Source organism: Xenorhabdus budapestensis (genome assembly GCF_017743015.1).
GTDB lineage: Bacteria > Pseudomonadota > Gammaproteobacteria > Enterobacterales > Enterobacteriaceae > Xenorhabdus > Xenorhabdus budapestensis.
Map to the genome: position 1 here is coordinate 3535527 of NZ_CP072455.1, position 18680 is coordinate 3554206.

Below are 18680 nucleotides of genomic sequence, written 5' to 3' on the forward strand. Positions count from 1 at the left end.
CATGACTAGCTATATGGGCAAAAAAATCGTCATTGTTGGATTGGGCTTAACTGGCCTCTCTTGTGTCGATTTTTTCATAGCACGCGGTGTGATTCCACGTGTGATAGATACCCGTAGCGTGCCGCCGGGAATTGATAAGTTAGCTGATAACGTTGAATGTCATACAGGCAGTTTCAATACACAATGGTTGATGGAAGCTGACTTAATTGTCTCCAGCCCGGGTATTGCACTGGCAACACCTGAATTGCGGGCAGCGGCTGACGCCGGGGTTGAAATTGTCGGAGATATTGAACTGTTTTGTCGTGAAGCAACAGCACCAATTGTGGCTATTACCGGTTCAAATGGCAAAAGCACAGTGACCAGTCTGGTTGGTGAGATGGCAAAAGAAGCGGGATGGCAAGTTGGGGTAGGTGGTAACATCGGCATCCCGGCTTTAGAGCTGTTGAAGCCATCGTTTAAACAGTCATCGTGCCAGTTATATGTGCTGGAGCTTTCCAGTTTTCAGCTTGAGACGACTTACAGCCTGTGGGCAGCCGCAGCGACAGTGTTGAATGTCACTGAAGACCATATGGTTCGTTACCCTGAAGGGTTGGCACAATACAGTGCTGCAAAACTGCGTATCTATGATCAGGCAAAAGTATGTGTAGTGAATGCACAAGATGAGCTGACCCTGCCAATGGCAAGTAAAGATAGCCGTTGTATCAGTTTTGGGGTAGGCCATGGTGATTATCAACTTGATAGTGAACGTCAGCAATTGATCGTCAACCAACAACCACTGTTGTCCACACAAGAAATGTGTCTGACCGGGCAACATAACTACACCAACGGACTTGCAGCATTAGCACTGGCGGACGCTGTAGGTATACCTCGTGAGGCGAGCTTGCGGGCACTGCGAACATATCAGGGGTTGGCACATCGTTTTCAGGTAGTACACATGAGAAATGGTGTTCGTTGGGTAAACGACTCTAAAGCAACAAATGTAGGTAGTACTCAGGCTGCTCTGAGTGGCCTGACCCTGGAAGGTACACTTTATCTTTTAGTGGGTGGAGACGGAAAAGAGGCGGATTTCACGCCGCTCAGACCTTATATATTGGGGAATAACATTCGTCTTTACTGTTTTGGTCGTGATGGCAATCAGTTGGCACAATTGCGCCCGGAAATTTCCAGATTGACGGATACGATGGAACAGGCGATGCGGGAAATTGCACCGAAATTGATTGCCGGAGACATGGTGTTATTGTCACCGGCTTGTGCGAGTCTTGATCAGTTTCATGGTTTTGAACATCGGGGGTGTGAATTTGCCCGTTTGGCGGAGGAGCTAGGCTAATGACCATTCCAGGCCTTGGTAAATTTAAAAATTGGCTGACGGATAATGTGGAGACAGATCCCACAGATATCGTCATGTATGATCGTACCCTGGTCTGGATGATATTTGGGTTAGCCGTGATTGGTTTTGTGATGGTGACATCCGCCTCAATGCCGGTTGGTCAACGCCTTGCACAAGATCCATTTATCTTTGCACGTCGCGATGCAATTTATCTGATTCTGTCGTTTAGTTTGTCACTTATCACACTACGCATTCCGATGGAGTTTTGGCAGCGTTACAGCAACGTCATGTTATTGGTCACGATCATGATGTTGATCCTGGTGCTGTTTGTTGGCAGCTCAGTTAATGGAGCATCACGTTGGGTAGCGATTGGCCCCCTGCGTATTCAGCCGGCGGAATTGTCGAAGTTATCGCTCTTTTGTTATCTCTCCAGTTATTTGGTGAGAAAAGTGGAAGAGGTGAGAAACAACTTCTGGGGGTTCTGTAAACCAATGGGGGTCATGATTGCGCTGGCTATCTTACTGTTGGCACAGCCTGATCTGGGAACAGTGGTAGTGCTGTTTGTGACAACATTGGCTCTGCTGTTTCTGGCGGGGGCAAAATTATGGCAATTCCTTGCCATCATTGGCTGCGGGATCTTTGCTGTAGCCGTGTTGATTGTGGCTGAACCATACCGAGTGCGCCGGGTGACCTCTTTCCTGAACCCGTGGGATGATCCCTTCGGTAGCGGTTACCAGCTCACGCAATCCCTGATGGCATTTGGTCGTGGAGATTTTCTTGGGCAAGGGCTAGGGAACTCTGTTCAGAAGCTGGAATACCTGCCGGAAGCCCATACTGACTTTATTTTCTCTATTTTAGGAGAAGAATTAGGTTATTTGGGTGTGGTTTTAGTGTTGGCAATGGTATTCTTCGTCGCTTTCCGCGCAATGATGATTGGTCGCCGGGCATTACAGCTTGATCAGCGTTTTGCCGGTTTTCTGGCATGTGCCATTGGTATCTGGTTCAGCTTTCAGGCATTTATCAATGTCGGCGCTGCCTCTGGAATGTTGCCGACGAAAGGGCTGACATTACCCCTTATCAGTTACGGTGGTTCGAGTTTGATCGTGATGTCAACAGCCATCGTTTTATTATTGCGAATTGACTATGAAGTGCGTCTGGCAAAAGCACAGGCGTTCGTAAGGAGCCCTAAATGAGTGGCAAAAACCGGCGGTTAATGGTAATGGCAGGTGGTACTGGAGGCCATGTGTTTCCGGGATTGGCGGTTGCCCATTATTTAAAAGAACAGGGCTGGGATATTTGCTGGTTAGGAACGGCTGATCGTATGGAGGCTGATTTAGTTCCGAAACATGGCATAGATATTGAATTTATCCAGATTTCGGGATTGCGGGGTAAAGGGATAAAAGCGCTGCTTGCCGCCCCTGTCAGAATTTTTAAGGCGATCCGGCAGGCTAAAGCAATTCTCCAACGCTATCAACCGGACGTGGTGCTGGGAATGGGCGGATATGTTTCGGGACCGGGCGGCATTGCAGCGTGGTTGTGCGGTATTCCGGTTGTTCTGCATGAGCAAAATGGTATTGCCGGATTAACTAACCGTTGGCTGGCGAAGATTGCGAAAACAGTCTTACAAGCATTTCCGGGAGCATTTCCTGAAGCACCTGTGGTTGGTAATCCGGTGCGTAAAGACGTATTGGCATTACCTGTGCCGGAAGAGCGCTTTGCAGGCAGACAAGGGCCTGTCCGCATGTTAGTTGTTGGGGGGAGTCAGGGGGCGAGGATCCTAAACCAGACTATGCCGGAAGTGGCCGCCCGCATGGGAGACAGCATTATTATATGGCATCAGGCCGGAAAAGGTGCGCAAGAAGAGACGCAGAAAAAATATGCGGACGCAGTCAACGCTGAATTCAAAGTGGCTGAGTTTATTGATGATATAGCACAGGCTTATGCGTGGGCCGATATCGTAGTATGTCGTTCCGGTGCATTGACCGTCAGTGAAGTGTCAGCAGCAGGATTACCCGCGATTTTTGTGCCATTCCAGCATAAAGATTGTCAGCAATACTGGAATGCCTTACCACTGGAGAAAGCAGGGGCGGCAAAGATACTCGAACAACCTCAATTTACGGCTGATGCTGTGGTGGAATTGCTGAAACAGTGGCAGCGCCCGCAATTGCAGGAAATGGCGGAAAAAGCCCGTTCTGTTGCCATTATTAATGCAACTGAACAAGTGGCTGCGGCATTAATTGATACTGCCGAAAAATATTCAGGCCGTTCTAAATAGTTCTATGTGTTCCGAATAACAGTAGAACAGTGATGTAAACATAACGAGTGAAGATTAAAACGTGAATATACAACAGTTGGCGAAACTAAGAGCTTCAGTGCCTGAAATGAGAAAAGTCAGGCATATCCACTTTGTTGGCATCGGTGGTGCTGGCATGGGTGGTATCGCCGAGGTGTTGGCTAATGAAGGTTACCAAATAAGTGGTTCTGATCTGGCTCCCAATCCTGTTACACAACAGCTGATTGCTCTGGGAGCAACCATTTATTTTAATCACCGTGCGGAAAATGTGCGTAATGCCAGTGTCGTTGTTGCATCCACCGCAATTCCTGCTGACAATCCGGAAATTATTGCTGCCCGTGAAGCACGCATTCCGGTTATCCGTCGTGCAGAAATGTTGGCAGAGCTGATGCGTTATCGACATGGGATTGCGATTGCAGGAACACATGGCAAAACCACGACAACGGCGATGATTGCAGGTATCTATGCTCAGGCTGGCCTTGATCCTACATTTGTCAATGGTGGATTAGTCAAAGCAGCGGGGACTCATGCTCGTCTCGGTACTAGCCGTTACCTGATTGCAGAAGCGGATGAAAGCGATGCTTCTTTCCTGCATTTACAGCCTATGATGGCCGTTGTGACTAATATTGAGCCGGATCATATGGATACCTATCAGGGTGATTTTGAAAACCTGAAGCAAACATTTGTCAACTTCCTGCATAACTTGCCGTTTTACGGTCGCGCGGTGATGTGTATTGATGATCCGGTTGTGAAGGAGTTAATTCCCCGCATCGGGCGTTATGTCACGACTTATGGCTTCAGCAAAGAGGCTGATGTTCGTATTACCCATTATGAACAAAAAGGTGCTCAGGGCTTTTTCACTATCAGCCGTGAGAATTTGCCTGAACTTCATGTAATTCTGAATGCGCCTGGGCGGCATAACGCATTGAATGCCGCTGCTGCGGTTGCTGTTGCGACTGAAGAAGGAATTGATGATACCGCTATTCTGGCATCACTGGCTGAATTTCAGGGAACCGGTCGTCGTTTTGATTTTCTTGGAGAATTTTCCCTCAGGAATATTAATGGCAAAGAAGGCGGTGTGATGTTGGTGGATGATTATGGCCATCACCCGACCGAAGTCGATGCCACGATTAAAGCGGCACGAGCAGGTTGGCCAGATAAACGTGTTGTCATGGTATTCCAGCCTCATCGCTATACGAGGACGCGTGATCTATATGATGATTTTGCCAATGTTTTAAATCAGGTTGATGTTTTATTAATGCTGGATGTGTATTCGGCAGGAGAAACGTCGATTCCAGGGGCGGACAGTCGTTCCTTGTGCCGTACTATCAGAAGTCGAGGGAAGTTAGATCCTATATTCGTGTCAGAACCGGAACAAATTTCGGTCATGTTGTCACAAATAATGGAAAACAACGACTTAGTATTAGTACAGGGTGCCGGAAATATCGGTAAAATAGCGCGCAATTTGGCTGAAACAAAACTACAGCCATCTTTTAATGAGGGAGGACATCATGGTTGATAAGGTTGCTGTTCTATTGGGAGGAACTTCTGCTGAGCGAGAAGTTTCACTGCAATCGGGGCAAGCTGTTCTGGCTGGGTTGAGAGAAGCAGGCATTAATGCACACCCAGTCGATACAAAATACTTTGATGTGACTAAACTCAAAGAAGAAGGGTTCAGCAAAGTCTTTATTGCTCTGCATGGGCGTGGTGGAGAAGATGGTACATTGCAAGGTGTACTGGAATTTTTGCAGATCCCCTATACCGGTAGCGGTGTAATGGCATCCGCCTTATCAATGGATAAATTGCGCACAAAACAACTATGGCAGGCAGTTAATTTGCCTGTTCCTCCTTATGTCGTGATTAACTCGCAAAAATTTGAACAACTTAATGATTTTCGACTCAAAGAATATGTTCAAGAATTAGGGCTGCCGCTCATGGTGAAGCCAAATCTGGAAGGTTCCAGTGTCGGCATGACCAGAGTGAATGACTATTCAGAACTGCGTGGTGCATTGGAACTGGCGTTCCAATATGACGCAGATGTACTGGTTGAGACGTGGCTATTTGGCCCTGAGTATACAGTGGCATTTCTTGGTGATGAGATTCTTCCCTCCATTCGGATTCAGGCACCAGAAGTATTTTATGACTATGAGGCTAAATATGTTTCCAACGAAACGAAATATTTCTGTCCAAGTGGCTTGAGCGCAGAAAAAGAGCAGGAGTTGGCTGATATCGCATCAAAAGCCTATAAGGTGCTTGGCTGCTGTGGTTGGGGACGGGTTGATATTATGGATGATGGCAATGGTAATTTTTATTTATTAGAAGTGAACACTTCTCCAGGTATGACGAGTCATAGCCTAGTGCCCATTGCTGCACGTCAGGCAGGCTTAAATTTTTCACAGTTAGTAGCGAGAATTCTGGAGCTGGCCGATTGATATGTCACAGGCTGCCCGGAATACGCGGGAGATTGAAGTTAGAAGCTCCCGCCCCAGTAATGGTTATTATCTGACTGGGATCCTCTTCTTCTTGATAGTGGTTGGCACTATCACATGGGGAAGCTGGATGACATTAGAGTGGATGAAGGATTCAGACAGGCTGCCACTTTCAAAATTGGTGTTAACCGGTGAGCGGCATTACACCACGAATGATGATGTCAGACAGGCCATTCTGTCACTGGGAACGCCTGAGACATTTATGACACAGGATGTGAATGTCATTCAGGAACAGATAGAGCAACTACCATGGATTCGGCAAGTCACTGTACGTAAACAATGGCCTGATGAACTGAAAATTCATCTGGTAGAATACGTGCCTTATGTGCGTTGGAATGATACTCGCATGCTGGATGCAGAAGGAAGAGTGTTCAGTTTACCTATTGAGCGTAGTTCCGGGGGACGTTATCCCATGCTTTATGGCCCGGAAGGCAAAGAAAAAGTCGTATTGGCAGAATATCGCACAATGGCTGTACAGCTTGCTGCACATAAAATGAAATTGAAAGCAGTGATCATGACGGCGCGTAATTCCTGGCAACTGGTACTAGATAATGATATCCGGTTGGAATTAGGCAATAAAGATCAGGAAGAACGAATTCAACGTTTTATTGAACTTTATCCTGTGTTGCAGAAAAACACGGGAAAACGTGTGGCCTATGTGGACTTACGTTATGACAGTGGTGCTGCGGTAGGTTGGGCTCCTTTATTAACTGATGCGCCAGCTTTAATGAACGGGCAAGAAAATAAATAGTGACTGGCAATAATACAGAGACAGGCAGAATAACGATGATCAAATCAACGGACAGAAAATTAGTAGTTGGCCTTGAAATCGGGACAGCAAAGGTATCTGCCCTGGTTGGTGAAATTCTGCCCGATGGTATGGTTAATATTATCGGAGTGGGAAGTTGTCCATCCCGCGGCATGGATAAAGGTGGTGTCAATGATCTTGAGTCAGTCGTTAAGTGCGTTCAGCGTGCGATTGACCAGGCTGAATTAATGGCAGATTGCCAAATATCTTCAGTTTATCTGGCGCTATCTGGCAAGCATATTAGTTGTCAGAATGAGATTGGTATGGTGCCAATTTCAGAAGAAGAAGTGACACAGGATGATGTGGACAGTGTAGTCCATACCGCCAAATCGGTTCGTGTTCGCGATGAACACCGTATTTTGCATGTAATCCCACAGGAATACGCTATCGATTATCAGGAAGGGATCAAAAACCCAGTTGGGCTTTCTGGCGTGCGGATGCAGGCCAAAGTTCATTTGATTACCTGTCATAACGACATGGCGAAAAACATTGTAAAAGCTGTTGAGCGTTGTGGCTTGAAAGTTGACCAGCTTATTTTTGCAGGATTAGCAGCAAGTTATGCTGTTTTGACAGAAGATGAACGTGAATTAGGTGTATGTGTCGTTGATATCGGCGGCGGAACGATGGATATCGCTGTATATACTGGCGGTGCATTGCGTCATACCAAAGTGATCCCATATGCAGGAAATGTTGTTACCAGTGATATTGCCTATGCATTTGGTACACCTCCGAGTGATGCTGAAACCATCAAGGTGCGCCATGGTTGCGCGTTAGGTTCGATAGTCAGCAAGGATGAAAGCGTCGAAGTCCCAAGTGTAGGAGGGCGTCCTCCCCGTAGTTTGCAACGCCAGACATTGGCTGAGGTTATTGAGCCACGTTATACCGAACTGCTGAATTTAGTTAATGATGAAATTTTGCGATTGCAGGAGCAGTTGCGTCAGCAGGGAGTAAAACATCATCTGGCCGCAGGTATCGTTTTAACAGGCGGGGGTGCTCAAATAGATGGATTGGCTGAATGTGCTCAACGGGTATTCCATACTCAAGTACGTATTGGTCGTCCTCTGAACATTACCGGCTTGACAGATTATGTGCAGGAGCCTTGCTACTCAACAGCAGTCGGGCTTCTGCATTATGGCAAAGAATCTCACCTTGGCGGAGATTCTGATGCTGATAAAAGAACGTCAGTAGGCGGCTGGTTCAAAAAAGTCAGTAGCTGGCTGAGAAAAGAATTTTGATTTTTTATACAGAGGCCGTGAAAATGATGCTGGCCTCGACATAAAGGCACAAAACGGAGAGAAATTATGTTTGAACCACTGGAATTAACCAATGACGCGGTGATTAAAGTCATCGGCGTCGGCGGTGGCGGCGGTAATGCTGTTGAGCATATGGTGCGTGAGCGTATTGAAGGTGTAGACTTCTTTGCGGTTAACACTGATGCTCAAGCATTGCGCAAAACAGCTGTCGGTCAGACTATCCAGATTGGCAACGGCATTACAAAAGGATTAGGCGCTGGTGCAAACCCTGAAGTCGGTCGTACAGCGGCGGAAGAAGATCGCGAATCATTGCGTACTGCACTGGAAGGAGCCGACATGGTGTTTATCGCTGCCGGTATGGGCGGTGGTACAGGAACTGGTGCTGCTCCTGTTGTGGCTGAGATTGCCAAAGAACTTGGTATTTTGACTGTTGCTGTTGTTACCAAGCCATTTAATTTTGAAGGCAAGAAACGTATGGCCTTCGCGGAACAAGGTATCACTGAGCTATCCAAACATGTGGACTCATTGATTACCATTCCAAATGACAAGTTACTGAAAGTATTAGGGCGTGGTATCTCCTTGTTGGATGCATTTGGTGCAGCCAATGACGTACTGAAAGGTGCGGTTCAGGGTATCGCTGAACTGATCACCCGCCCCGGATTGATGAATGTTGACTTCGCTGACGTTCGTACCGTGATGTCTGAAATGGGTTATGCCATGATGGGCTCAGGTATTGCACAAGGTGAAGATCGAGCAGAAGAAGCGGCTGAAATGGCCATCTCCAGCCCATTGCTGGAAGATATTGATTTGTCCGGAGCGCGTGGTGTTCTGGTCAACATTACAGCAGGTTTTGATTTGCGTCTGGATGAATTTGAAACGGTCGGTAATACCATCCGTGCATTTGCTTCTGACAATGCGACAGTGGTTATCGGTACGTCACTGGATCCAGATATGAATGATGAGCTGCGTGTCACTGTTGTGGCTACTGGTATTGGGATGGATAAACGTCCTGAAATTACGCTGGTGACTAACAACAAATCATCTCAATCAAATACATTGGATCGTCGTTACCAGCAGATGCCTGGTGGAATGTCGTCATTGTCTGATGAGAATAAACCGGCTGCAAAAGTGGTCAATGATCAAAATACACAAACAAGTAAGGAACCTGATTATCTAGATATTCCGGCATTTTTGCGTAAGCAGGCTGATTGATAGCTAAAAAATTGGTTTCTCCGCTTTTTGTGCTAAAATATTCTGCCAATCATATTTTATAGTGGTTGGCAGGATCGGTAACATTGCGAGATATAAACGATGATCAAACAAAGGACATTAAAGCGTATTGTTCAGGCGACAGGGGTCGGTTTGCACACCGGTAAAAAAGTCACATTGACAATGCGTCCAGCACCGGCTAATACCGGGGTCATCTATCGTCGTACTGACTTGAATCCTCCGGTAGATTTTCCGGCAGATGCCAAATCCGTGCGTGATACTATGCTCTGCACTTGTCTGGTAAATGAACAGAATGTGCGGATTTCAACCGTTGAGCACTTGAATGCGGCATTGGCGGGTCTGGGTATCGATAACATTATTATTGAAGTTGATGCACCAGAAATTCCAATTATGGATGGTAGTGCCAGCCCATTTGTTTTCCTGTTGTTGGATGCAGGTATTGAAGAACTGAGCGTTGCGAAAAAATTTGTGCGCATGAAAGATACAGTACGCGTGGAAGATGGTGATAAATGGGCTGAATTAGTACCATATCACGGTTTTAGTCTGGATTTTACCATTGATTTTAAACATCCCGCTATTGACTCCAGCTCTCAGCGTTATAGCCTGGATTTCTCTGCGGACTCTTTTGTTCGTCAGATTAGTCGTGCGCGTACTTTTGGATTTATGCGTGACATTGAGTATCTGCAATCTCAGGGCTTGTGCTTAGGTGGCAGCTTTGATTGCGCAATTGTGGTAGATGACTACCGCATACTCAATGAAGATGGCTTGCGTTTTGAAGATGAGTTTGTCCGACATAAGATGTTGGATGCCATCGGTGATTTATTTATGTGTGGTTATAACATCATCGGCGCATTTACTGCGTTTAAATCAGGTCATGCATTGAACAATAAATTGCTGCAAGCAGTTCTGGCACAAGAAAGTGCTTGGGAATTTGTCACATTTGAAGATGAAACTGAAATGCCGTTGGCTTTCCGTGCTCCATCTACAGTGTTGGCATATTAATACAAATGTTATTAATACAGACGTTATTGATAAAACATGTATTGAGAATATTCTTATGATTCATCAGTGGGTTATGTTATCTATTACACTTCTCTCGCTGATGTTTTTTATTCAGCGCTAGTCCTTCATCTTGGCTGTACTGGTACTCTCTCCGGCCAGCGCAGCCAATCGTTCCAATTTCCTTTTCAATTTTTCAGGGCAGTGTTCAGCCAATATCTTCAATGTTTCTGCACTTTCATGGCTTAACTGGCGTATTGGTAAATCCCGATTATCATTATTAAGTTTTTTTGCTGAAATTTTTTCGACATTCTGTCCATTATTACGACTTTTAACCATTAATGATGGATTAATCCTGATGTCGATAGAGGATAAAGATGGTAGAATTTCGCATCTTAGGGCTGAGAGTAAGATAGGGATTTCATAGTAAAGTCTGGTTTTCCAACTGGCATTACCTGCTTCCAGTACCAGAATTTGTTTACGATAATTTGCGACCCGGCACCAGGGACGTAGTTGTACCGGAAGCAAACTGAGGACGGTACGATTGAGTTTCAGTAATGCAATGGCATGCCGTTGAATGGTTTGAAGTGGGCTTTTGCCAGCCGTTGCTGCATTTTCAAACAATGGTTCAGACAACAACGTTTCTAGTGATTGTGGGCGGCTATCTCGCATAATGAAGATGGTTCCGTATTTATTAATGAAGGGATAATGAGTATTTTAAATCTTTGGCGACAATTTGGTAGGCGTTATTTTTGGTCTCGCCTTTTACTGGGCATGGTCGCCACAGGAATTGGTGTGCCTCCTGCTCTGGCAAGTGTGACAGAAAATATTCTCCATACGAATACTTCATCTGCTCAGAGAAAACACAATCAGGTGCTTTCGTCATTTGAACATTTGTTTCAATTACAAAATTCTTGGCGTCAACCTTCTAATTACTTAAATTATTGGCAGCAACATACTGTTCGCAATGTTATTCGTCGACTTTCTTTTGCTTTTTCTATTACTGAACCTGTCAGGCACGAAGAAGCAAAAGAAAGTATCCGAATTGCCATGCCATTCATGCAACAGCTAATGCTGGATACGTTACATGCTATGCTGATACAAGCACCAATCCGATTTGAATCTGCGGTTGATGTTGCAGTTTTGGCGGCAATCTCTCCTGACATCCATACACCAGCGCTTTGGGTTGCTCAAATTCAAGGTATTCGGGCTGGGCCTGTGGCTAACCATAGTCTTTATCTTAATGCGATTGCCTGATGTCTAAATGAATAGGGCAGTCATGAAATACTAGTCATAAAAGACACAATTGGTTGGCTGCAACTGTGGCCTTATCTGAGATGTATTAATTATGTTGATTAAATTACTTACTAAGATTTTTGGTAGCCGTAATGACCGCACTTTGCGTCGGTTGAGTAAAGTGGTTGATGTTATCAATCGTATGGAGCCTGATTTTGAAAAGCTGTCAGATGAAGAGCTGAAAGTAAAAACTGATCAATTCCGTGCCCGACTCAAAGAAGGAGAATCACTGGATAAGATCCTGCCGGAAGCTTTTGCCACGGTTCGTGAAGCCAGTAAGCGTGTATTTGGCATGCGTCACTTTGATGTGCAATTGTTGGGCGGTATGGTACTCAATGAGCGTTGTATTGCCGAGATGCGTACTGGTGAAGGTAAAACTCTGACAGCAACGTTGCCTGCTTATCTGAATGCGTTGAGTGGACGTGGTGTTCATGTTGTTACCGTGAACGACTATCTGGCGCAACGTGATGCTGAGAATAACCGACCGTTGTTTGAATTTTTGGGTCTGAGTGTTGGCATCAATTTGCCGGGTATGCCAGCTCCGGCCAAACGTGCAGCCTATGCGGCAGATATTACTTATGGCACCAATAACGAATACGGTTTTGACTATCTGCGCGACAACATGGCATTTAGTCCGGAAGAGCGTGTACAGCGCAAACTGCATTATGCGTTGGTGGATGAAGTTGACTCCATCCTAATTGATGAAGCTCGTACTCCATTGATTATTTCCGGGCCAGCGGAAGACAGTTCTGAGCTCTACATTAAAGTTGACAAACTGATCCCTAAATTAATCCGCCAGGAAAAAGAAGATTCAGATACCTTTCAGGGAGAAGGTCATTTCTCTGTTGATGAAAAAACACGTCAGGTTAACCTTACTGAGCGTGGTCTGGTTCTGATTGAAGAACTTTTGGTGAATGCTAAGTTGATGGATGAAGGTGAATCTTTGTATTCACCGACCAACATTATGCTGATGCACCATGTTACCGCAGCATTGCGTGCTCATGTGCTGTTTACCCGTGATGTGGACTATATCGTCAAAGATGGTGAAGTCATCATTGTTGATGAACATACTGGGCGTACCATGCAAGGGCGCCGTTGGTCTGATGGCCTGCATCAGGCAGTAGAAGCCAAAGAGCGTGTTGAAATCCAGAATGAGAACCAAACGCTGGCTTCCATTACATTCCAGAATTACTTCCGTCTGTATGAAAAATTGGCGGGTATGACAGGTACTGCGGATACTGAAGCCTTTGAATTCAGTTCTATTTACAAACTAGATACCATTGTTGTACCGACAAACCGTCCGATGATCCGCCAGGATTTACCTGATTTGGTTTACATGACTGAAGCGGAAAAAATTGATGCGATCATAGAAGACATCAAGGATCGTACAAGTAACGGTCAGCCGATATTGGTGGGAACTATCTCAATTGAGAAATCAGAGCTGGTTTCCAATGCACTGACCAACGCAGGCATTGAGCATAACGTTCTGAATGCGAAATTCCATGCAATGGAAGCTGACATTATCGCACAGGCCGGACAGGCAGGTACTGTAACTATCGCAACTAACATGGCAGGACGTGGTACAGATATCATGCTGGGGGGAAGTTGGCAGGCAGAGATTGCCAGGCTGGAAGAACCTACGGAAGAGAAAATCGAACAAATCAAGGCAGCATGGCAAGAGCGTCATGATGCTGTACTGGTAGCAGGCGGTTTGCATATTATTGGCACAGAGCGCCATGAATCACGTCGTATTGATAATCAGCTGCGTGGTCGTGCTGGACGTCAGGGGGATGCGGGTTCTTCACGCTTCTATCTGTCAATGGAAGACTCTCTGATGCGTATTTTTGCTTCTGAGCGTGTTACAGGAATGATGCGCAAACTGGGTATGCAGCCGGGTGAAGCCATTGAACATCCGTGGGTGACCAAAGCCATTGCAAATGCTCAGCGTAAAGTCGAAAGCCGTAACTTCGATATCCGTAAGCAATTGTTGGAATATGATGATGTTGCCAATGATCAACGTCGCGCGATTTATGCACAACGTAACGATTTGCTCGATGTGAGCGATGTCAGCGAAACTATTTCCAGCATCCGTGAAGATGTTTTCAAAGTCACTATTGATGCTTATATTCTACCTCAATCTCTGGAAGAGATGTGGGATGTGTCTGGCTTGCAGGAACGTTTGGTCAACGACTTTGATTTGGCTCTGCCTATAAAAGAGTGGCTGGATAAAGAGCCAGAGCTGCATGAAGAAACGTTGCGTGAGCGTATTCTTGAGCAGGCAATTGAACTTTACAAACAGAAAGAAGAAATTGTCGGTGCAGAAATGATGCGTAATTTTGAAAAAGGCATCATGTTGCAAACGCTGGATACATTGTGGAAGGAGCACTTGGCTGCGATGGATTACCTGCGTCAAGGTATTCACCTACGTGGCTATGCGCAGAAAGATCCAAAACAGGAATATAAGCGCGAATCCTTCGCTATGTTTGCCAATATGCTGGAATCATTGAAATACGAAGTGATCAGCACTTTGAGCAAAGTTCAGGTCAGAATGCCGGAAGAAGTGGAAGCACTTGAGCAGCAGCGTCGTGCGGAAGCAGAACGTCTGGCAAGGCAACAGCATTTAAGCCATGAAATTGAGCAAGGTGCTTTGATGTCAGAAGCCGAAGCACAAATGGCAAGCGGTGCCAGTAAAGTCGGGCGTAATGATCCTTGTCCATGTGGTTCAGGCAAAAAATATAAACATTGTCACGGTCGTTTATAATTAAAATTAGTCATAAACAGCCAGCGATTCATTCTCGCTGGCTACTTTACCTAATTCTAAGAACTTATTTCCCCAGTACTTGTTCCTGCATATTGCCAACATTCTCAAGAAACTGATCGTCATGAGAAATCAATACCATGGCACCAGTATAATCATGTAGTGCTTGCTGAAGTAACTCTAGTGACTCAATATCCAGATGATTATCCGGCTCGTCCAACAGCAGCAAAGCTGGTGCGGAAGGCCCACAAAATAGACAAGCAAGAGCTACCTTAAGTTGTTCACCTCCGCTCAGATAACTGACAGGTTTTAAGGTTCTGTCGCATTAAGCGGTCATCAGGTAAGCTCCCCTGTTTTTGAGCGAGTCCAGAACGATGTCCCTGATCCGAAACGCGTTTAAACGCCTCCATTATCCTGTCGATATCATGGCCCAATGTGTTCGTTGGTATCTGGCCTACGCCCTGAGCCTGCGCAATCTCGAGGAAATGATGGCGGAGCGGGGGATTGAGGTTGACCACGCTACCATCTCCCGCTGGGTTCATCGACTGGTTCCACTGATTGTCAAACGTTACCGACGCCGGATGCCTGCGGTTGGCGGCCGCTGGCGAATGGATGAAACCGATATCAAAATTAAAGGCCAGTGGCGCTATCTTTACCGGGCGGTGGATTCGGCCGGCAATACGGTAGACTTCCTGTTGACCGCCAACCGGGATGCCGATGCCGCCCGTCGCTTTTTCAACAAGGGCATTCGTCAACACGGACGACCGGGGGTCGTGACCCTCGATAAAAGCGGGGCCAACAAAGCGGCGCTGGCTGGCCTCAATGCGGGCAAGCCGAAGAAAAATCGTATCAAAATTCGGCAAAGCAAATACCTGAATAACCTGATAGAGCAGGATCATCGGCGGATTAAACGGCGTATCCGCCTGATGCTGGGGACAGACCCTGCTGGCGGGCATAGAATTGCTTTGCATGCTCAGCAAAGGTCAGTATGTGCAACAGTACGGGATCTCGATTTCTCCCGCAGAATACTTCTATCTGCTGCTCGCCTAAAAAATAATCACCGCAATTTTTGCTAATTTGCCGTCGTTAATGCGACAGAACCGATTCGCCGGGATGGTGAAGTTGTACAGTATGTTCCTTTCGATAAAAGAGCTTGGCATGCGGGTGTTTCCTGTTATTGTGATCGTGAAACGTGCAATGATTTTTCAATAGGTATTGAGTTGGAAGGGACGGATTACGAACCATTCACTGAAATCCAATACTTTAAGTTGGTGGAAGTGACTCAGCTAATTATCAAACAATACCCTGATATTCGTAACAATATTACAGGGCACAGTGATATCGCACCGGGTAGAAAAACCGACCCAGGGCCTTATTTTTACTGGGAATATTATCGGCAATTATTGAAGGAGCGAATTGGATGACCCTCTTTATTCTATTGTTAATACTGGCATGGGAACGCATTTTTAAAATGGGAGACCATTGGCAGCTGGAACATTATCTGGCACCTTTTTTTGCCAGAGTAAAATTATATTCACTGTGGGTAAGTTTAGGGATGACCCTTGTGGTTGTTTTTTTGACCTGGAAGCTCATTGAGGTTTTGAGCACAGTGGCTTTTGGTATGCCGGCAATTTTATTGTGCATCATGATTAGTTTGTTATGTGTTGGTGCGGGTTCTTTGCGTCATAGTTATCGTGAATATCTCCGAGCCGTGCGTATTGATGATTTAGATCAGCAAAATATGCATCTTACCCATTTGACAATGGGGCAAGGAATTCCATCGAATACAACAAAAGATGAACGATTGTGTGAAATACAGAACGCGTTAATCTGGATTAATTTCCGTTACTATCTTGCTCCAATTTTCTGGTTAGTCGTGATGGGTAAATTTGGCCCGGCAATTTTGATGGGGTATGGTTTTTTGAGGGCTTATCAAGGATGGTCAGCACGATATGGGACTACCGTACAGCGTGCTCAATCAGGGGTTGATGCGCTATTAAATTGTCTGGATTGGATCCCTGCGCGTTTGGCGGGTATAGCTTATGCTCTGTTGGGACATGGCGAAAAGGCATTACCTGCCTGGATTGCATCACTTAGTGACTTGCGGACATCCCAATATAAGGTGGTCAGTCAATTGGCACAATTTGCATTGAGTAAGGAACCTCATCTGGATCTTTTGAATACCCCCCTTGCAGCAGTGAAAATCGCGAAAAAAGCAACATTTACCATTGTGATCATTGTTGCCTTATTGACGATTTATGGGACGTTAGCCTAGTTGAGAAATGAGTGGGTATATAAGCTTAGCGAAAGACGCTGTAAACTTTTGATAGGGTCAAGAACAGTCACTTTGGGGCGTAACACAAAAAAACTCCCGCCAGTGTCAGGTTTGACATATTATGGCGGGAATTGCATGAAAAGGAGCTTTATACCGTCCATCTTTCAGGTTGCTTCTTTGATGGCTGTGAGCATTCACTTGCTACAGTGATGCAACTTAAAATCTATTGGTACATATCAAATTAGCCTGAACCTATTCATCCTTAATAGTTTTTCATCCTGAAAAATTGGAATATTCCCTGAGTTGGAACTTGGTGTGACCACTTGAAGAAAATATCCATAACATTCTTGTTATTCCTGAGGGGAGGGTATTGCGTTCAAAATGTCTTGCTGTTTTTCCTAACCATTCATTTGCCACTGCTGTGTAACTTGAATATGTAGCTCGCAATCTATCCAGTATATTGATTATGTATATCGAAAATACAGTAGTGATTCTTTAGTTATGATTGGGAATTAACCATTGGAAATCTTACCAATAACATGATTGTGCTGCTGTTATGTTAAGAGAATATATCCCTTTCCTCTTTCACTATGTGTTACAAACTAATAATAATGTATAAATTTAAATAATAAATAAACGAATGAATTGATATACTAAATAAATTATAACAATAGATAATGAATTTGCGTTCTGCCCTTTAATGCTAACCTATTTTATTGTCTAAAAGTCCCGTTTAGTTATAATTTTCTGATAAAAATTAAAATAATTTGTTAAAATTTGCAGGTTTTTATGATTTAGCCCAAGGTCTTTATAGACAGCTAATCAATACTTTGTTACTTTATGGCCTGTATTCTAAATTGGTATTACCAATTGACTAAATCCCGACTACGACTAAATGAAGTCAATTGAATGAGGTTGATTGTCTGGAAGTTAGTCTGAATACCCTGCCAAACAGGGCATAGTTCAAATAACTAATTCACATAGAAATAGTTCGAAAGTAACGTTTACTTACTGAATGGCTTACAGCAAATATGGCTTATAGCAAAATTCGCCAACCAAAGTTATCAGATGTGATTGAGCAACGTCTTGAACACCTCATTCTCGAAGGCTCATTACGTCCTGGAGAAAAACTTCCGCCTGAGCGTGAACTGGCGAAGCAGTTCGAAGTATCACGCCCTTCATTACGCGAAGCCATCCAAAAACTGGAAGCTAAAGGTTTTCTTTTCCGTCGTCAGGGTGGAGGAACGTTTGTACAGAATAATCTCTGGCAAAGTTTCAGTGATCCACTCGCCCAACTTATTGCAGAGAATCAAGAATCACAATTTGATCTCCTGGAAGCGCGCCATGCGCTGGAAGGTATTGCAGCTTATTACGCTGCTCTCAGGGGAACGGATGAAGATTTTAAACGTATTGAGAAAAATCACTTTGCTATCCAAGAAGCACAACAAAGCGGGGATATCAATGCGGAATCAGATGCTGTCCTGCAATATCAACTCGTTGTCACAGAAGCAGCCCATAACGTGGTATTGCTGCATTTATTGCGTTGTATGATCCCGATGCTGGAACAGAATATCCGGCGTAATTTCGAATTCATTTATACCCGTAAAGAAATGCTGGCGGCAGTGAGTAACCATAGGGCAGATATTTTTCACGCAATAATGGCGAGAGAGCCGGAAAAAGCTCGTGAAGCTTCATATCGCCATTTGTCTTTTATAGAAGAAGTTTTATTGGATCTGACTCGTGAGCATACTCGTCGTGAGCGCTCACTAAGACGGCTCCAACAACATCAGGACTAAGAGCCTATCCCCCGGGTCGTCATGGATTAATACAACTCCCAAATGGGATAGATTCTAAACTTGACTGTACAGATCCTGGCTGCTGCGTCTGTACAGTCGTTAGCTCTTTATTTAAGGGTTTTAGCGGCAACATATAGCAGGGCCTATCTTCCGGTC

The 18680-nt window shown here is 45.1% G+C and carries 15 protein-coding genes and 2 pseudogenes; 15 read left to right on the forward strand and 2 right to left on the reverse strand.

What is annotated here, in order from left to right; translation table 11 throughout:
* Window position 1: 1 nt before the first annotated feature.
* From murD to lpxC, 9 genes are all read left to right on the forward strand, one after another.
* The gene (murD, locus tag HGO23_RS15565; protein WP_209027200.1) at window positions 2–1327 is read left to right on the forward strand and encodes a UDP-N-acetylmuramoyl-L-alanine--D-glutamate ligase; all 1326 of its coding nucleotides are present in this window, start codon (window positions 2–4) and stop codon (window positions 1325–1327) included.
* The gene (gene ftsW / locus HGO23_RS15570; RefSeq protein ID WP_099136344.1) at window positions 1327–2520 is read left to right on the forward strand and encodes a cell division protein FtsW; all 1194 of its coding nucleotides are present in this window, start codon (window positions 1327–1329) and stop codon (window positions 2518–2520) included. The genes murD and ftsW overlap by 1 nt, the downstream gene beginning before the upstream one ends.
* A complete protein-coding gene (gene murG / locus HGO23_RS15575) occupies window positions 2517–3602 on the forward strand; it encodes an undecaprenyldiphospho-muramoylpentapeptide beta-N-acetylglucosaminyltransferase (protein WP_099136345.1) in 1086 nt (361 codons plus the stop codon). The genes ftsW and murG overlap by 4 nt, the downstream gene beginning before the upstream one ends.
* A 61-nt stretch (window positions 3603–3663) precedes the next feature.
* Complete coding sequence (murC, locus tag HGO23_RS15580) at window positions 3664–5139, forward strand: UDP-N-acetylmuramate--L-alanine ligase (protein ID WP_099136346.1); 1476 nt, start codon at window positions 3664–3666, stop codon at window positions 5137–5139.
* Window positions 5132–6052: a D-alanine--D-alanine ligase gene (locus HGO23_RS15585; RefSeq protein ID WP_209027201.1), complete on the forward strand. Its 921-nt coding sequence runs from the start codon at window positions 5132–5134 to the stop codon at window positions 6050–6052. Before murC ends, HGO23_RS15585 begins: the two co-directional genes overlap by 8 nt.
* 1 nt (window position 6053) lies before the next feature.
* Window positions 6054–6860 (forward strand): cell division protein FtsQ, encoded by an 807-nt coding sequence (gene ftsQ, locus HGO23_RS15590; protein WP_099136348.1) that lies wholly within the window; start codon window positions 6054–6056, stop codon window positions 6858–6860.
* 35 nt (window positions 6861–6895) lie between these two features.
* The gene (ftsA, locus tag HGO23_RS15595; protein WP_038269974.1) at window positions 6896–8152 is read left to right on the forward strand and encodes a cell division protein FtsA; all 1257 of its coding nucleotides are present in this window, start codon (window positions 6896–6898) and stop codon (window positions 8150–8152) included.
* Window positions 8153–8218: 66 nt separating this feature from the next.
* On the forward strand, window positions 8219–9382 hold the full coding sequence (gene ftsZ / locus HGO23_RS15600; protein ID WP_099136349.1) for a cell division protein FtsZ: 1164 nt from the start codon (window positions 8219–8221) through the stop codon (window positions 9380–9382).
* Window positions 9383–9481: 99 nt separating this feature from the next.
* Complete coding sequence (lpxC, locus tag HGO23_RS15605) at window positions 9482–10402, forward strand: UDP-3-O-acyl-N-acetylglucosamine deacetylase (protein WP_209027202.1); 921 nt, start codon at window positions 9482–9484, stop codon at window positions 10400–10402.
* 117 nt (window positions 10403–10519) lie between these two features.
* Here the strand turns inward: lpxC and HGO23_RS15610 are convergent, their stop codons facing one another.
* Window positions 10520–11071: a DUF721 domain-containing protein gene (locus HGO23_RS15610; RefSeq protein WP_209027203.1), complete on the reverse strand. Its 552-nt coding sequence runs from the start codon at window positions 11069–11071 to the stop codon at window positions 10520–10522.
* 36 nt (window positions 11072–11107) lie between these two features.
* On the opposite strand from HGO23_RS15610, the gene secM reads away from it, so the two are divergent.
* Complete coding sequence (secM, locus tag HGO23_RS15615; protein WP_099136352.1) at window positions 11108–11656, forward strand: secA translation cis-regulator SecM; 549 nt, start codon at window positions 11108–11110, stop codon at window positions 11654–11656.
* 91 nt (window positions 11657–11747) lie between these two features.
* On the forward strand, window positions 11748–14456 hold the full coding sequence (gene secA / locus HGO23_RS15620) for a preprotein translocase subunit SecA (RefSeq protein WP_209027204.1): 2709 nt from the start codon (window positions 11748–11750) through the stop codon (window positions 14454–14456).
* Window positions 14457–14520: 64 nt separating this feature from the next.
* Here the strand turns inward: secA and HGO23_RS15625 are convergent, their stop codons facing one another.
* Entirely contained in the window at window positions 14521–14682 is a 162-nt protein-coding gene (locus HGO23_RS15625; RefSeq protein WP_244967827.1) for a hypothetical protein, read from the reverse strand.
* 145 nt (window positions 14683–14827) lie between these two features.
* Here HGO23_RS15625 and HGO23_RS15630 point away from each other — a divergent pair.
* From HGO23_RS15630 to pdhR, 4 genes and pseudogenes are all read left to right on the forward strand, one after another.
* A pseudogene (locus HGO23_RS15630) lies at window positions 14828–15503 on the forward strand (IS6 family transposase).
* Window positions 15504–15553: 50 nt separating this feature from the next.
* Window positions 15554–15877: pseudogene (ampD, locus tag HGO23_RS15635) on the forward strand (1,6-anhydro-N-acetylmuramyl-L-alanine amidase AmpD); the annotation flags it as partial.
* Window positions 15874–16728: a beta-lactamase regulator AmpE gene (ampE, locus tag HGO23_RS15640; protein ID WP_209027205.1), complete on the forward strand. Its 855-nt coding sequence runs from the start codon at window positions 15874–15876 to the stop codon at window positions 16726–16728. The pseudogene ampD and the gene ampE, both read left to right, overlap by 4 nt.
* A 1031-nt stretch (window positions 16729–17759) precedes the next feature.
* Complete coding sequence (pdhR, locus tag HGO23_RS15645) at window positions 17760–18524, forward strand: pyruvate dehydrogenase complex transcriptional repressor PdhR (protein ID WP_099136364.1); 765 nt, start codon at window positions 17760–17762, stop codon at window positions 18522–18524.
* Window positions 18525–18680 lie beyond the last annotated feature (156 nt).

Coding starts and splice junctions, on each gene's coding strand:
- murD (WP_209027200.1), top strand. CDS start 2: ATGACTAGCTATATGGGCAAAAAAATCGTCATTGTTGGATTGGGCTTA.
- ftsW (WP_099136344.1), top strand. CDS start 1,327: ATGACCATTCCAGGCCTTGGTAAATTTAAAAATTGGCTGACGGATAAT.
- murG (WP_099136345.1), top strand. CDS start 2,517: ATGAGTGGCAAAAACCGGCGGTTAATGGTAATGGCAGGTGGTACTGGA.
- HGO23_RS15585 (WP_209027201.1), top strand. CDS start 5,132: ATGGTTGATAAGGTTGCTGTTCTATTGGGAGGAACTTCTGCTGAGCGA.
- ftsQ (WP_099136348.1), top strand. CDS start 6,054: ATGTCACAGGCTGCCCGGAATACGCGGGAGATTGAAGTTAGAAGCTCC.
- ftsA (WP_038269974.1), top strand. CDS start 6,896: ATGATCAAATCAACGGACAGAAAATTAGTAGTTGGCCTTGAAATCGGG.
- ftsZ (WP_099136349.1), top strand. CDS start 8,219: ATGTTTGAACCACTGGAATTAACCAATGACGCGGTGATTAAAGTCATC.
- lpxC (WP_209027202.1), top strand. CDS start 9,482: ATGATCAAACAAAGGACATTAAAGCGTATTGTTCAGGCGACAGGGGTC.
- HGO23_RS15610 (WP_209027203.1), bottom strand. CDS start 11,071: ATGCGAGATAGCCGCCCACAATCACTAGAAACGTTGTTGTCTGAACCA.
- secM (WP_099136352.1), top strand. CDS start 11,108: ATGAGTATTTTAAATCTTTGGCGACAATTTGGTAGGCGTTATTTTTGG.
- secA (WP_209027204.1), top strand. CDS start 11,748: ATGTTGATTAAATTACTTACTAAGATTTTTGGTAGCCGTAATGACCGC.
- ampE (WP_209027205.1), top strand. CDS start 15,874: ATGACCCTCTTTATTCTATTGTTAATACTGGCATGGGAACGCATTTTT.
- pdhR (WP_099136364.1), top strand. CDS start 17,760: ATGGCTTATAGCAAAATTCGCCAACCAAAGTTATCAGATGTGATTGAG.